Genomic DNA, 14,987 nt, shown 5'->3' with positions numbered 1-14,987 from the left:
CTTGAAGGATCGGCGGGAACCGTTCGACCCTTTTTTTCTGTTGGATGCCCCATCTGCCCCATAAAGAAACATCAACCTTAGGAGAACCTGATGCGTAAAGTGATGACCCTCGTCCTGGCGTTGAGCCTTGCTCTGCCCCTCTCTCTTTCCACCGCCTTTGCGAAGGAGTACCCCTCCAAGCCCATCAAGATCATCGTGCCGTCCAAAGCCGGAGGGTCCACGGACACCGGCGCCCGCCTCTTTATCAAGGCGGCCAAGAAGTACTGGCCCGATGCCAAGTTCGTCATTAAAAACGTTCCCGGGTCCGGCGGCCAGAAAGGCTTTGAAGAGATCGCCAAGGCACGCAAAGACGGTCACACCATCGGCATGATCTTCACCACCCAGGTGGTGGCCCACGTGGTTGCCAAGCGCGCCCGCTACACCCTGGACAGCTTCCACGTCATGGGCAACGTCATGCAGGACCCGCTCATCGTGGCGGTTCCAAAAGACAGCTCCATCAAGGACATGGGCGCCTTCATCAAGGAAGCCAAGGCCCGCTCCCTCACCACCGCGGTCAACGGCATCGGCTCCGATGACTTCATCGCCGCCAAGAAGCTGGAGCGCCAGACCGGCGTGACCTTCAACCTCCTGCCCACCAAAGGCTCCACCGAGCAGAAAGCCATGATCCTGGGCGGTCACGTGGACGCCAGCGTCATGAACCTCTCCCAGCTCCAGGCCCAGCACAAGGCAGGCACCGCACGCATCATCGCCATCCTTGACGATAACCGCTCCGAGATCCTCCCCGATGTGAAAACCGCCGCCGAGCAGGGTTTCCCCGTCAACATGACCGCCACCCGCGGGTTTGTTGCTCCGGCCGGTGTGAAAAAAGAGATCCTGGCCAAGCTCGACGATCTCCTGGCCAAGGTGCAGAAGGACGAAGAGTTCATCGCCGAGTGCACCAAAGATGTCTTCTTCCTGCTGCCCATGAACGGTGTGGATTACCTTTCTTACCTCACCGACCTGCAGGCCGAAACCCAGACCTTCTACGATAAGAACCCATGGTGATAACACATGACAAAACGTGTCGCTGAGTTGCTCATTCTCGGGGGCTTCATGCTCCTGGCCATGCTGCTCTACCGCAGCACCGCCGCCTACCCCGAGGCTGTACAGGGGTCGACGGCCATGTATGTTCGATTCCTTGCCGTCTCCTTAGGGATACTGTGCGCCGTGGAGGTGGGGATGTGGCTCAAGTCACGGGAGCAGGAGATCAGCGAGAAGCTGAATATTACCGCAGCACCGATTCGGTTCTGGGGCCTTCTCGCGGAGCTGGTGGCCTACACCTTGCTCCTGGAGCCTTTGGGCTTCTACCTGGCATCCCTTATCTTCTTACCCGTGGCCATGGTGACCCAGGGGGCGAAAAAGCCGCTGACCATCGGAGCGACCACCGCAGGGGTCCTGCTGTTCGTCTTTCTGGTGTTTGAAAAGCTGCTGGCCGTCCCCCTGCCCGAGAGACTCTGGTTCTAAGCACGACGGGCCTCCACACCACGTGTGATCCGGTTGCAACACACACCACAGACCGGATCACACGGAGGCCCTACAAAGGACATCACTTATGATCGTTGAATCGTTAACTGCCCTCACAAACCCCTACTCCCTTCTGGCGGTTTTCATCGGAACCGTCTCCGGGGTGCTGGTGGGAGGCATGCCCGGGCTCACCGCCACCATGGCCGTGGCCCTTCTTATCCCCGTCACCTTTGCCCTGGAGCCCCTCACGGGCCTGCTCCTCATGGGCGGGGTCTACTGCGGTGCCATGTACGGCGGCTCCATCCCCGCCATCCTGCTGCGGACACCCGGTACCCCGGCGGCTGTCGCCACGGCCATGGAAGGCTACCCCATGACCCAGAAGGGCAAAGGGGGCCTTGCCCTGAAGGTGTCGGTGATCTCAAGCTTTGTGGGGGGAACCTTCTCCGCCTTTGTGCTGCTGCTTGTGGCGCCCATCCTTGCCAAGTTTGCCTTGAGCTTCGGGCCCCCTGAGTATTTTCTGCTGGCCCTGGTGGGCCTGGCGGGCATCGTCTCCATGGCCGACGACGAGAGCAGCCTGGTCAAGGCGCTGATCTCCGGGCTCATCGGGCTGATCCTGGCCGTGGTGGGCACCGATCCCATGTCCGGGATGCTGCGCTACACCATGAACAACCCGGACCTCTTCGACGGCATCGCCTTCATGCCCGCCCTCATCGGCCTCTTCTCCATCTCCCAGATGCTGGAACTCACCGGCTCCGGGAGCATCGTGGCCGATACCAGCGTCATCACCAAGATCAAGAGAGAGCCCATGCCCAAAGGCCTGGGCAAGTACATCGGCACCGGCTCCCTGGTGGGTACCATCGTGGGGATCCTCCCCGGCGAAGGGGCCACCATCGCCGCCTTTCTCTCGTACAACGTGGCCCGCCAGCGCTCCGAGAAAAAAGAGCTCTTCGGCAAGGGCAACCCCGAGGGCATCGCCGCTGCCGAGGCAGGCAACAACGGGTGCGTGGGCGGCTCCCTTATCCCCACCCTCACCCTGGGCATCCCCGGAAACAGCGTTGCCGCAGCCCTTTTGGGCGGGTTGCTGGTCCACGGTCTCATTCCCGGGCCGGAGCTGTTCACCAAGTACGGGGTCATGACCTACGCCTTTATCCTCTCCCTCTTTCTGGCCAACGTGGTCTTCCTGATCATGGGCCTGCTCATGGCACCCCACTTTGCCAGGATCTCCCTGACCCCCACCGGGCTTCTTATCCCCGTGGTCTGTCTTTTCTCGGTCCTGGGCTCCTACGCCATGAACAACAGCATCTTCGATATCTACGTAGCCCTGGGCTGCGGTATCGTGGCTGTGGTGCTCCACAAGACCGGGTTCTCCCTGGGCGCCCTCATCCTGGGCCTCATCCTCGGCCCCATCGCCGAGAGCGGCTTTGCCCAGGCCCTCATCATGGGCCACGGGGACTACCGCATCTTCTTTAACCGGCCTCAGGCCATGGCCCTCTGGGTCCTCATCATCCTGCTGCTGGTTCCCCCCGCCTACCAGGCCGTGAAGCGGCATCGGGAGAAAAAAGAAGCAGACACCCTGCAACCGGTTTAAACGAAACATCCGGTGGCCCATGGCCGCCATGAAATAATATATGCCGCAGCGCGTTGCCCCGGAAAATGAGGGGCAATGGGCTGCGGCATTTTTTTTGGACGGTTTTTGAGGTGGGGCGATGGGGCGCGTTACGTCGGGCGGTGCCACCCGTGAAATTGGTCGGTGAATTGTCGGGTGTGCTGTGTGTGTCGAAAGGCGCTCAAGATGTTGATATGGATCGGGTTTTGAGAGAGGCCGGTGGTTCGCGTTACGCCAGGCGGTGCGGGGGCCGCACCCTACAGCCTGCGAAACCGGTCGATGAATTGTCGGGTGTGCGGTGTGTGTCGAAAGGCGCTCAAGATGTTGATATGGAACGGGTTTTGAGAGAGGCCGGTGGTTCGCGTTACGTCGGGCGGTGCGGGGGCCGCACCCTACAGCCTGCGAAACCGGTCGGTGAATCGTAGGGTGCGCCGTGCGCACCGAAAAGCGGTCAAGGTGTCGATATGTAGGGATTTATGAAGTAGGCCGGTGGTCCGCGTTACGCCGGGCAGTGCGGGAGCCGCACCCGACAGCCTGCGAAGCCGGTCGATGAATCGTAGGGTGCGCCGTGCGCACCGAGTTGTCGTATCGATATGTAGGGGCTTTCAGAGGCCGACTGGCCGCGTTACGCCGGGCGTTGCGGGGGCCGCACCCCACAGCCTGCGAAACCGGTCGGTGAATTGTAGGGTGCGCCGTGCGCACCGTAAAACGTTCAAGGTGCGGATATAGATGGGTTTTCGAGGTGGACCGGAGGTCCGTATTCCGTCAGGGGCGACGCATAGACCGCCCCCAGGAAAAAAATCAATTCCAAGCCAGGCTTTTCCGAAAAGCCCAATACGCCTCCGGGGACTCGGCCAAGGGAGAAAGGGCTTCTTCGGCTTCTGCGTCCCAGGCCACGTCAAGGGCGGTGAGGTTGGAGGCGAGGTGTTCGGTGGTGGATGCGCCGCTCAGGACCACGTGGGCCCACGGTTTGGCGAAGACCCAGGCCATGGCCAGGGCGTCCATGGTGCAGGAGAGGCGCTCAGCCTGAGCAGCGAGTACCTTGCTTATGGGGGCAAAATCCGGGTGGGTGTTGCGCCCGGTGAGCCTGCCGTTGGCCAGGGCCTCTTTGATGATGATCCCCATGCCCGCGTCGGCTGCCTCGGCAAGGGCGGTCTGGGCCGATGGCTCCAGGAGGTTGCAGGTGGCCTGCACCGCGTCAAAGAGGGGCACGCCGTCGAAGGTGACGGCACGGGCGGCATCAAGGGTCTGGGCCTGCATGGGGCCGCTCAAGGAGAGCCCCATAAGCAGCCCTTGTGTCTGCTTGACTTCAAAAAGGCGGGCCAGGAGTCGGGTGTCGGTGAGGACCCCGCTCTCCAGGGTGGCGGAATGGATCTGATAGAGGTCGAGGTGGGAGCCTAATAGGGCCTGCGTCTCCCCCCACTGGGACGAGAAGTGGTCCAGGGTGTGCTCCTTGATCTCGTGGTGGTCTGCGGTGACCTGCCAGTCCGCGGTGTAGCGGTAGCCCCACTTGGAGCCCACGGCGGTGCCGCCTGACGGGATCTTGCGTGTGGCAAGCCAGGAACTTAAAAAGAGTTCGGCCTTGCCGTAGGAACGCGCCGCATCCATATACCGGATGCCGTGCTCCCAAGCCGCGTCCAGCACGGCGTGGGCGTTGGCTTCCATGTTCGCCACGTCGGTGCGGCCCTCAAGGTCTGCGCCATGGCCCAGGTTGATGTACCCGGGCCGCCCCAGAGCCGCCATGCCCAGCCCCATGGGCGAGACAAGGCAGCCTGTGTTCCCCAACGGCCTCAGTTTCATGATGGCTGATCTCCCGATTGTTTTTCGTTGATGCGCCTCTTCTGGTCCCTGGCCTGGTCAGCCCAGTAGCGATCCCGCCTCAGGTAGATCTCCGCCAGCTTGTTGAACCGCTCGGCCTGACCGTAGTTCCCCTTTGCCATCCAGGCTTCGGCCAGATAGTAGTAGCCGGGACCGTCCGACGGGTTGATGCCCACGGCCTTTTCCAGGAGCCTCAATGCGCCGTCCACGTCTCCTTTTTCAAGGCGCTCGTAGCCTTTGGCCGTGAGGCTGTGGGAGGCCATGGTCCGGGAATCGCTGTACCCCCGGCTTTTGTCCGGCGGGGCAATGAGCTCCGGTGCCGGCAGGGATCCGTCCGGGGTTCCTCCCGGAAGCGTGGCACAGCCGGACCCGATAACGGCAAGAAGAAATACCAGAAAAAACGTTCTTGCATTCAATGACATGGAACCATCTCTTTCATGCGTTGGTTAAAGAATTGTGCGGTGGGTCTATTCCGCCTTACGATCACTTGAAAAGCCCTTTGACTCCCCTGCCCATGCGCTCCCACAGGGAGGCCTTGCCGTGGATGGGGCAGGTCTCGTCCGGGGTGTTGGAATCTAGGAAGTATTCTTCATAAACGTCGGGGCACTTGAGCCCGGCGGCTCGCTTGCCGCTCTCCCGGCACACCTTGAGTTTCACCACGTCCGGGGGCGGGACAAAGCCGTTGCCCGAGATATACCCGGGCAAAGCCGACACCAGCTCCGCCCAGATGGGCAGGGCCGCGGTGGCGCCGGTGGCATAAATGGGGTCGTTGTTGTCAAACCCCACCCAGACCAGGGCCAGGAGATCGGGGGTGTAGCCCACGAACCAGGCGTCCCGGTAGTTGTTGGTGGTGCCGGTCTTGGCAGCCACGGGAAAATCGATGCCGTAACGCGCCAGGGAGCGCCCGGTTCCGCTCTTGGCGGCCCCTTCCAGCATGGAGGTGATGAGGAAGGCCTCCCCCGGGGAGAGGACCGAGTCGATCTGCATGTGGCGTCCCACCAGAAGCTCGTCTCTTTCATCCACCACGTCTTTGAGGGACAGGGGAAACGGCTGGATGCCGTCTGAGGCGAACACGGCGTAGGCCCGGGCCAGATCCATGGGAACAACCTCCGAGGCGCCCAGCACCATGGAGGGCCAGGGGGCCACGGGGGTGGAAAAGTGAAAGGCCTCCAGCCTGTCCACGGCATGCTCCAGGCCGCCGCGCATCAGCATGTCCACAGCAGCCCGGTTGCTGGACTTGCGCAGCATATCCCGCACCGAGAGCTGTTTTTCCGGCTCTTCGCTGAAGTTTTTCGGGGTCCAGATCTTGCCGTCCACCTCGTAGTCGGTTTTTTCGTTGGAGAGCAGGTCCGCAGGTGTGAACTTGTCCAGAAGCACCGAGGCCACCACAGGCTTAAAGCAGCTCCCGGACTGCCGTCTGGCGCGGGTGGCGCGGTTGAACTGGCTGATTCTGTAATTGCGCCCGCCCACCATGGCCAGGATGTTGCCCGTGCGGGGCTGGATCACCACCACGGCGCCCTGGAGCCGCTTGGCGGGGTCGTTGCGCCGGAGCTTGGGGTTGTTGTTTTCCAAACGTTCGAGGCCACGCTTCAGGGCTCGCTCTGCCGCCTTCTGCACCTGGGTGTCCAGGGTGGTGTAAATGGAGAAACCCAGGCTGGTGAGGCTGGTGGCCGGGTAAAGCTCCCGGAGCTGGGACGACACATAGTCGAGGAAGTACGGTGCTTTCTGGCTGTAGGCCTCGTACCCTGCCACGGTGATGGGCTCGGCCGAGGCAGCGTCACGCTCCTCTTCGGTGATCCAGCCGTTTTTCTGCATGGAGGAGAGCACCACGTTGCGTCGCTTGCGGCTTCGCTCCAGGTCCTTGTAGGGAGAGTAGAGGTTGGGCCCTTTGATGAGCCCTGCGATGGTTGCGGATTCAGCCAGGGAGAGATCCTGCACCCGCTTGTTGAAGTAGAACCGTGCCGCCTCCCCTGCCCCGTTCACCGAGGCAGACCCCTTCTGTCCGAAGTAGATCTCGTTCAGATAGATGCCGAGGATCTCCTCCTTGTCGTACTTGAGTTCGATGGCAAAGGAGATGAAGAGCTCGTTGAGCTTGCGGGTGAAGGTGCGCTCCGGGGTGAGAAAATAGTTCTTGGCCAGCTGCTGGGTCAGGGTGGACCCGCCCTGGCGGATGGAGCCGTGCTTGAGGTTGGTGTAGACAGCCCGCAGGATGCCCCGGGGGTCCACGCCGTAGTGGGTATAGAACCGGGCGTCTTCCGCTGCCATCACCGCATGCTGGAGGCTTGCGGGGATCTCGTCGATGGGCACCACCTGGCGGATTTCTCTCTCCTTGCCGAAGTAGCGCATGAGCACTTCGGGCTCCAGCTCCAGGATGGGGAGATCCTGGCCCGAGTCCCTGCGGGCCATGGAGTGAATGGTCCCCTTCTTAAAGGTGAGGACCGCCGGAAACCCGTAGCGTACCTTGCCCGGCAGGGTGAGATCGTTGAGGTAGATTTCGAGGCCGTCGTCCGTGGGGCGGTAATACCCCTTGCTGGCGGGGGCACCCGAGGATTCGCGGTAGCCGATGCCGATGAGTTTTTCGCGGAGGGAGGGCCAGTGGATCTTTCGGCCGGGGTAAAGCAGGGTGGTGTCCGAGTAGATGACCGAGGGAATCTGCCATCGCCTTCCGGAGAACCGCTTTTCCACCCGACCCGTCAAATGCCAACAATAAAGTGAAGCGATCAAAAACCCTGAAATACCAGCCACCAGGGCGATCTTGATCAGTCTTTTTATCCAGAGAATCATACAACCAAGCCTGAGTCATGAAGGAACACCCGCAGAGACGGCAAGGCCCTCAGGGGCCCGGCCCCGTACGGGAGACGGTGGGCTTGAACCTGCCGCACAGGCAATCCCTGCACCGGCCGTAACACCCGGCGTTGAGGTTATTTCCGGCCGCGTGACGGTTCAAGACCCGTTCTTGAATGCAGGTATCATAATCGAAGCTTGGACGAATGAACAGGGCCGAGTTTCCCCGGCCCGGTAACAAAGACCTCAGTCCATGGGGGTGTAATTGAATTTCGGGATTTCCAGATTGTAGTAAATCGCCAGGAGCCGGAGGGAAAATCCCGTGCCCAGGGTGATGAGGAGCACCGAGAGTTCAGGCAGGCCGCGGGCCTGGAGGAAGAGGAAGAGCCAGGCCGAGACAATGGAGACCCCGGCGTAGACCTCTTTCTGGAAGACCAGGGGAATGTCCCGACACAGGACATCGCGGATTACGCCCCCGGAGACCCCTGTGATCACCCCCATGATGGAGGCCACGATGAACCCGTGGCCCAGGGCCAGGGTCATGCGGACCCCGATGATGGTGAAGGTCACCAGCCCCAGGGCGTCAAGTACCAGAAAAACCCGGTGAAAATACTTCATGAAGGGGGACAGCAGGATGGTGATCAGCGCCGCGCAGGTGGTGATGACGATGTACTCCGGATGCCCCACCCAGGAGATGGGATGGTTTCCCAAAAGGACGTCCCGGATGTTTCCACCGCCGATGGCCGTGGCGCAGGCGATGATAATCACCCCGAATACATCCATTTTTTTTGTGCCTGCTTTCAAGGCCCCGGTGATGGCCTCCACGGTAATGCCCAGTATGTAGAGATGATGCAGGATCATGCGACGTTTACTCCTTTCAAACGCTGATCAATTTCCAAAAAACGCAGGAGATAAACATGAAACTGCGGGATGTGTCAATGGATGAATTAAAAAATACTGAAAACCGTCAGGCTGGCGGTTTCAAGACCGTCGGCTGGACATGGAGGGTGGCCTCTCCGGCCGTGAACCAGAGGGTGCCGTCGTCGATGGTGGCCTGGAGGGTCATGGTGCGCCGGACCATGGCCTCGAAGTCCGTCTCCTGGGGGATGGGAAGGTGAATCACGGTGAGGTTGTTGCAGCGGCCCAGGGCCTCGCGGTTCTTCTGCCACCAGGGCTCGGTCTTGTGCTCTCCGTACCCCACAATCACCACCTCCCCTGCCTTTGCGCAGGCTTTGCGGATCCTCTTTTCATCGGGCTGGCCCAGCTCGACCCAGAGGTCGATATCCCCCTGGGGGCTCATCTTCCAGAGTTCGGGCTCGCTGTCCGTGCTGAGCCCGCGGGTAAAGGCCAGGCCCTCGTCCGCATAAAGGGCAAAGGCCATGAGGCGGCTCATCATCCGTTCGGCGGTTTCAGAGGGGTGTTTTGCCACGGTGAGGGCATAGGTCTCGTAATGGTGCCGGTCCAGGTCACTGACCTGAAGTTCGGCTTTGTAAATGGTCGCTTTAAGGGCCAACGTCGTATCCTGTGTTTCTGGTAATCAGCTTCAAAAAAGCCTCCGGCGGGTCGCTTTTTTGAAAAAAAGCTCCGCAAAAAACTTTCCTAAATGCACCCGTGCGTCGTTTTGATCACCTTGAAGGGCGAGCAAAACGACGCACGGGTGCGAACATATCAAAAATTATTTTTTTCGTTCCCAGGCAGAGCCTGGGAGCGAGGGCAAAGAGGTTTCAGGAAATACATTCAAGAGAATCTAAATCAAGGGCGACTGTGCTTTCAAGGTGGCACACCTTCCGGCCGAAAGCAGCCCGGTTAAAGCTGATAATCCACGGGTCACGATAACGGATCCTAACCCGTCAGGGCTTGTCGTATCGCTCGTAGAAGCCATCAGCTTTCGAGGTGGCTCACCTCGCCGCCGGAGGCTTGCTTTTGCTCCCGACTTTAACCTTGGAAGGCCTTCTTTTCAGCTCTACTTCACCATGGCACGGGCAAAGGCCAGGGCGCGCTCTTTGGCGTCCTCGGGCATCTGGCCGTCCATACCGCAGCCGCCGATGAACAGGTCCCCCGCATCCTCAGCCTTGTAGAAGGCACGGAGCCGTCCGAAGGCGGTAAACAGGGGTTCCACGTTGTTGTCGTACTGACCGCCACCGGTGACGAGGAGGGCCTGGCCCTTGCCCGCCACAAGGGAGGCGTGCTCCGGGGTGTGGTATCCGGTCACCAGGCTCCAGCTTCGGTCCATGAGGGACTTGACCTGGGCGGTGAATCCCCAGAAGTAGGCAGGGGAGGTAAACAGGGTGACGTCTGCGGCGATCATCTTTTCAAGGATCCCTTCGGCATCGTCCTTCTGCACGCAGGCAATGGAGGTGGTGTCCTCCTTGCATTTTGCGCACCCCAGGCACCCTCTGATGTTCTTGTTTCCGAGGTCCACACGCTCCACCTCATGGCCCAGGGCCTTGAGTTCGTCTTCCACCCATCCCAGGACACAGGCTGTGTTGCCTTTTTTCCGCGCGCTGCCAAGCAAGGTCAAAATTTTCATTTAACACCTCAATGATTTTTTATAACACGTTGTAATTATGACGTTCATAATGATTTATTGCTGCAAGCAGGGGGCCTGCCCCCAATAACGGTCTGTTGTCACTATTCAGCTTATGCCTCCCCGGGATCCAACCGTTCAACACATTGAACAAACCTTAATTGTTCGTTTGAAATGACGTTTTGACCTTGGTTATCGTTTGGCCGTTACCTTCAAAATACCCGTGCCGCACAGGAGTGCGGCGCTCCAGCCAAGGTGGTGATTCAGGAAGCGATCGCTGGTCTTGTTTCAGCAGTGGAAAAAAATCCAGCAGGGATAATTACAGGGCCCGCGGGAAAACGGCCGTCTTTGACTGCTGTCATGCTGTTGCTTGTGAAGTCACGCGGAGCATCATGCTTTACATCCTTTTGGAAACCCTGTAAGCCAAGGCTTTATGCCGAATCCTTCCCTGGTTTTCGGCCCCTTGTCATCTTTTTGAGTTGGACGGATTTACCCATGCCCCGAAGTCACACCGCCGCTGTTGGATTCAGGAGCACCCTGCCCTGGATTTTCATCATCACCGCCATGTATTTCCTGAGCTTTTTTGCCCGAAGTATCCTCTCCCCGCTTCTGGTGCCCATGGAGGGAGCTTTTGCCGCGTCACACGCGGAAACCGCAGGGCTCATGTTCTTTCTCTCCTTAGGGTTCGGCTCGGCCCTGGCCCTTGCAGGGATCGTCTCCAGCAAAATCCGTCATAGAAACGTCCTGGTCATGGCCATCATCACCCTGGGGATCTCCCTGGTGCTCCTGGCCAAGGCCCCGGGTCTGATGACGGCACGTCTTGCCTTTTTTATTTTTGGGGTGGGCTCCGGGCTCTACCTTCCCAGCGGCATGGCCACCCTGGCCTCGGTGGCCGACGGCCGCTTCTGGGGCCGCGCCATCGCTATCCATGAGCTGGCCCCCAATATCGCCTTTATCGTGGCTCCGGTGGCCGTGGAGGCAGCCCTGGGCGTGGTGGACTGGCGGGGCATCCTCATGGCCATGGGGGCGGCCTGTTTTTTAGGGAGCGCCCTCTTCCTGAAGTTCGGCCGCGGCGGCGACGAGCTTGGCACCGCCCCCGATACCCAGACGCTGCCCCTCATGGTGAAAAGGCCCGCCTTCTGGGCCATCATGGTCCTCATCGGCCTGGGCGTGGGCCTGGAGTCCGGCCCCTACAGCCTCACGCCCCTGTTTTTGGTCAGCGAAAAGGGCATGAGCCCGTCGGCAGCCAACCACCTGCTCTCCACCTCCCGCCTGGTGACACCCCTCATGGCCCTTGCCGGGGGCTGGCTGGCCGATCGGGTACGGATCCCGCTGATCCTCATCGCCACCATCCTGGGCAGTGCCCTTTCCCTTGCGGGGATGGGTTTTCTGGATGGGTCCGGCCTGAGCGTCTCCATCATGGTGCAGGCTTCCATGCCCGCCCTTATGTTCCCGGCGGTCTTCAAGTCCGTGACGGAAGTCTTCGGCGTCAAAGAGCAGTCCCTGGTGCTCTCCCTCACCATGCCCGTGGCCATTTTTGTGGCCCTGGGCATCATCCCCACCCTCCTGGGCTGGTGCGGAGACCGAGGCCACTTCGGCTACGGCTTTGCCGCCGTGGGCGTCATGACCCTCTTTGCCCTGGGTGCCCTGCCCTTTCTTAAAAAATTGCCTCCGGCGGCGAGGTGAGCCACCTCGAAAGCTCATTGTCCTTGCGCTTCGGGAGCATACGGGCATGACGACAGGGACTCGCTATATTGAACATGGAGGCGGAGCCTCCAAAAACAGCATTCCCAGGCGGAGCCTGGGAACGAGGGACTATGCGCTTAGCGGCGAAGGCCGGGAGCATTCGTGAACCAAAAAAGCCCCGGGCATTTGCCCGGGGCTTTTTTTATGTGACGTGGATCCCGGTGGGGATCGGGTTATTTGATGATGGCATCCAAAACGCCCTGGCCCCAGGCTTCGCCCACGTCTTTCAGGACCACGGGCCACACCTGGCTCTGGATCTTTTTGGCGATGGCGGCGATTTCAGACTCGCTGATGGGAACAATCTGGGCGCCGCTGTCTGCCAGGCGCTTTTCATTGGCCTTCTGGTCCTCTTCGGCGGCGTTCCAGCGGCGGGTTTCAAATTCGGCGGCCACCTTGGACAGCTTAGCCTGCAGCTCGGGAGAGAGGGTGTCGTAGAGCTCCTGGTTCATGATGAAGTACCACACCTCAAAGTGGGTGTTGGCCGGGATGTAGTACTTGGTCACGTCCCTGAAGGAGGCGTAGTAGCCTTCGGCTCCGGAGCCGATGACCCCGTCCACCACACCGGTCTGCACGGCGGTGAAGGCATCGGAAAAGGGAATGGGCGTGCCCAGGTAGCCGGTGGTGTCAGCCATGAGCTGGAAGGTTTTCATGGGGGGGACGCGGAGCTTGATCCCTTTGGCAGCGTCCGGGTCGCCCTGGGCCACGGGGGCGGTGTTCAGGGCGATGCCGCCGAAGTAGACAGGCCAGGCGGCCAGCAGCTTGATGCCCTGCTCTGCGTACAGCGTTTCCACGGTGCCGCGCAAGGGAGCGCCCGGGGAGTAGTTTTTCCGGGCCTGGTCCCAGTTCTTCACCATGTACGGAAAATAAGGCAGCTGGAACCGCTTGTCCGCGGCAGATGACGGGGGCTGACAGGCCATGTCCACGGCACCCAGGCTCACCCTCTCCTGGACCACGGTGTAATCGCCCAGGGCGCTGGCCGGGTAGACCTTGGTACGGATCTTTTTGCCGGTGGCCTCCTTGATGCTGTCGGAGAACCACCGTAAGTCGTTGTCGATGGCCGTGCCCTGGGGACGGACATGGGAAATCTTCCAGGTGCGTGCCTCGGCTCCGCCGATCATCAACACAAAACACCCTGCCAGTGCCATGAGGCTGTACCTTAACGTCTTGGTCATTGTGTCACTCCTCCTACGTTGTTTCTTGCCAAAATCATAACTTTAGTAGCCGAACAGTCCCGGGATGAAAAGGGATAGTTTCGGCCATAACGAGGTCAGAAAGACCACGGGAACGTACCCGAAGATGATGAGGATCATCGCCGGTTTGATCACTTCGGAAAACTCCACTTTGCCGATGCGCATCCCGAGGTAGAGGATGCTGGCGTAGGGCGGGGTCACTCCGCCCATGGCCGTGTTGACGCCCATGATGGCCGCGAACTGCACCGGGCTGACACCGATGGCGCCCATGAGGGGCAAAAGCAGGGGCGCCAGCAGAATGATGGCGGTGATGTCGTTGACGATCATCCCCACGAAGAACAGAAGAAAGTTGATGAGGATAAGCAGCAGGACCTTGTTCTGGGTCACCGTAAAGATGCCGTCCACCAGGGCCTGGGGCACGTCTTCCATGACGAAGATCTGGCTGAGCATCAGGCTGAAGACGATCATGACCATGATGGCGCCCACGGAGGTGGCCGAGTTCTTGGCGGCCTTGAAGAAAGTGTCGAAGGTGAGGCCCCGGTAGACGAGGAACCCCACGGGAAGTGCGTAGATCACGGCCACGGCCGCTGCCTCCGTGGGGGTCATGATGCCCCCGTAGATGCCGCCCAGGATGATGAGGGGCATCACCAGGGCCGGAATGGCCTTGGAGGTGAGGCTCACGCCCTGGCGGACGGTCTCTTCCACGGGCTTGGGCGGGTCCAGCACCAGGGGGAACTTCCGGGAGAGGACCATGTTTACCACGGAGAAGAGAAAGGTGATGAGCAGGCCCGGCCCCATGGTGGCCAGGAAACAGGCGAGGATGGAGGTGTCCGTGACCCACCCGTAGATGATCATGGTGACGCTGGGTGGGATCAGGAGCCCTAAGATGGACGAGTTGGCCACCAGGGCCGTGGCATAGCCCCTGGGGTAGCCCTTGGAGTCCATCTCCGGGATGAGGATGGGGCCTGTGGCGGCCACGCCCGTAAGCCCGCTGCCGGAGATGGCCCCGATGATGGCGCAGCTCACCGTGGCCACAACGCCCAGGCCGCCCCGGATGCGTCCCACGAAGACGTTGACAAAACGCAGGAGGCTTGCCGCGATGCCGCTTTCACTCATGAGGGTCCCGGCAAAGACAAAAAGCGGAATGCAGAGGAGCACGGGGTTGGCCAGCTGGCTGAATCCCCACACCATGGTGCCTTTCATGGTGGCTCCGCCCAGGCCCACCATGGTCATGAGGGCACCGCCGAAACAAAACGGCAGGGGCACGCCAAAGCTCAGCATGAGGACAAGGAGTCCTAAGGCGATGAACGAGACAGTTACGATTTCCATGCGAGCCTCCTTGCGTTTCAACAAGGGGTATCGGCCTCCCCGGGTGTTTTTCACGAGGTGCCAGGCGGTGTAGAGGGTCATGAGACCCATGCCGAGGAAAAAGGCGCATTCGGCCCAGAACGTGGGGATGTACAGGGTGGGGCTCTCCTTCCATACCCTTCGGGCGTAGAGGAAGTAGTCCCAGGCCCAGTAGGTGAGCCAGATGGAGACCACCAGGGACATGAGGTCCGCGATGACCCGAACGACCAGCCGGGACCGCTGGCTGTTAAGAAAGATGTCCAGGACGTTGGCCTTGATCTGGGTGTCTTCCCGGCTTGCGTTGACGCTGCCTAAAAAGTAGAGCCACAAGGTGGGATACACGAGGATCTCGTCCAGCCCCATGACCGGGAGCTCCAGGACGTAGCGCATGACCACCTGGTAGAACTCAAGGGCGGCGACAATGGTGATCAGGGCGGTCAGCGTGTACTTGAAAAGTTTTTCCATT

General features: G+C 60.5%; 12 protein-coding genes. 4 read left to right on the top strand and 8 right to left on the bottom strand.

All coding sequences use genetic code 11. From position 1 onward, the window contains the following. The first annotated feature begins 90 nt into the window (after nucleotides 1-90). The 3 genes from ACOYW2_RS10915 (at nucleotide 91) to ACOYW2_RS10905 (ending at nucleotide 3,091) form a co-directional block, all read left to right on the top strand. Complete coding sequence (locus ACOYW2_RS10915; RefSeq protein ID WP_482422945.1) at nucleotides 91-1,044, top strand: tripartite tricarboxylate transporter substrate binding protein; 954 nt, start codon at nucleotides 91-93, stop codon at nucleotides 1,042-1,044. A gap of 6 nt (nucleotides 1,045-1,050) precedes the next feature. Further along, nucleotides 1,051-1,503 carry a tripartite tricarboxylate transporter TctB family protein gene (locus tag ACOYW2_RS10910; RefSeq protein ID WP_482416297.1) on the top strand — a complete coding sequence of 151 codons (453 nt, stop codon included), beginning with the start codon at nucleotides 1,051-1,053 and terminating at the stop codon, nucleotides 1,501-1,503. Nucleotides 1,504-1,591: 88 nt separating this feature from the next. After that, complete coding sequence (locus ACOYW2_RS10905) at nucleotides 1,592-3,091, top strand: tripartite tricarboxylate transporter permease (protein WP_482416298.1); 1,500 nt, start codon at nucleotides 1,592-1,594, stop codon at nucleotides 3,089-3,091. A gap of 819 nt (nucleotides 3,092-3,910) precedes the next feature. On the opposite strand, the gene ACOYW2_RS10900 is transcribed toward ACOYW2_RS10905, so the two are convergent. The 6 genes from ACOYW2_RS10900 to ACOYW2_RS10875 form a co-directional block, all read right to left on the bottom strand. Further along, nucleotides 3,911-4,909: an aldo/keto reductase gene (locus ACOYW2_RS10900; protein WP_482770413.1), complete on the bottom strand. Its 999-nt coding sequence runs from the start codon at nucleotides 4,907-4,909 to the stop codon at nucleotides 3,911-3,913. After that, nucleotides 4,906-5,349, bottom strand: a complete 444-nt coding sequence (locus tag ACOYW2_RS10895) for a tetratricopeptide repeat protein (RefSeq protein ID WP_482770412.1) — start codon at nucleotides 5,347-5,349, stop codon at nucleotides 4,906-4,908. Before ACOYW2_RS10895 ends, ACOYW2_RS10900 begins: the two co-directional genes overlap by 4 nt. A gap of 61 nt (nucleotides 5,350-5,410) precedes the next feature. Beyond that, nucleotides 5,411-7,612 carry a PBP1A family penicillin-binding protein gene (locus ACOYW2_RS10890; RefSeq protein WP_482770411.1) on the bottom strand — a complete coding sequence of 734 codons (2,202 nt, stop codon included), beginning with the start codon at nucleotides 7,610-7,612 and terminating at the stop codon, nucleotides 5,411-5,413. A 345-nt stretch (nucleotides 7,613-7,957) separates the two neighbouring features. Then, nucleotides 7,958-8,572, bottom strand: coding sequence for a trimeric intracellular cation channel family protein (locus ACOYW2_RS10885; protein WP_180145410.1), 615 nt, complete (start codon nucleotides 8,570-8,572; stop codon nucleotides 7,958-7,960). Between the two features lie 106 nt (nucleotides 8,573-8,678). Next, complete coding sequence (locus ACOYW2_RS10880; RefSeq protein ID WP_482770410.1) at nucleotides 8,679-9,224, bottom strand: YaeQ family protein; 546 nt, start codon at nucleotides 9,222-9,224, stop codon at nucleotides 8,679-8,681. 450 nt (nucleotides 9,225-9,674) lie between these two features. Beyond that, complete coding sequence (locus tag ACOYW2_RS10875; RefSeq protein ID WP_482770409.1) at nucleotides 9,675-10,241, bottom strand: flavodoxin family protein; 567 nt, start codon at nucleotides 10,239-10,241, stop codon at nucleotides 9,675-9,677. Between the two features lie 492 nt (nucleotides 10,242-10,733). On the opposite strand from ACOYW2_RS10875, the gene ACOYW2_RS10870 reads away from it, so the two are divergent. Continuing rightward, the gene (locus tag ACOYW2_RS10870; RefSeq protein WP_482770408.1) at nucleotides 10,734-11,924 is read left to right on the top strand and encodes an MFS transporter; all 1,191 of its coding nucleotides are present in this window, start codon (nucleotides 10,734-10,736) and stop codon (nucleotides 11,922-11,924) included. A gap of 233 nt (nucleotides 11,925-12,157) precedes the next feature. Here ACOYW2_RS10870 and dctP read toward each other — a convergent pair whose 3' ends face one another. After that, the gene (dctP, locus tag ACOYW2_RS10865) at nucleotides 12,158-13,156 is read right to left on the bottom strand and encodes a TRAP transporter substrate-binding protein DctP (protein ID WP_180145398.1); all 999 of its coding nucleotides are present in this window, start codon (nucleotides 13,154-13,156) and stop codon (nucleotides 12,158-12,160) included. A gap of 42 nt (nucleotides 13,157-13,198) precedes the next feature. Beyond that, on the bottom strand, nucleotides 13,199-14,986 hold the full coding sequence (locus ACOYW2_RS10860; RefSeq protein WP_482770407.1) for a TRAP transporter large permease: 1,788 nt from the start codon (nucleotides 14,984-14,986) through the stop codon (nucleotides 13,199-13,201). Nucleotide 14,987 lies beyond the last annotated feature (1 nt).

This window comes from Desulfoluna sp. CLI2B, assembly GCF_056847375.1.
This window is presented reverse-complemented; position numbering and strand designations above follow the sequence as displayed.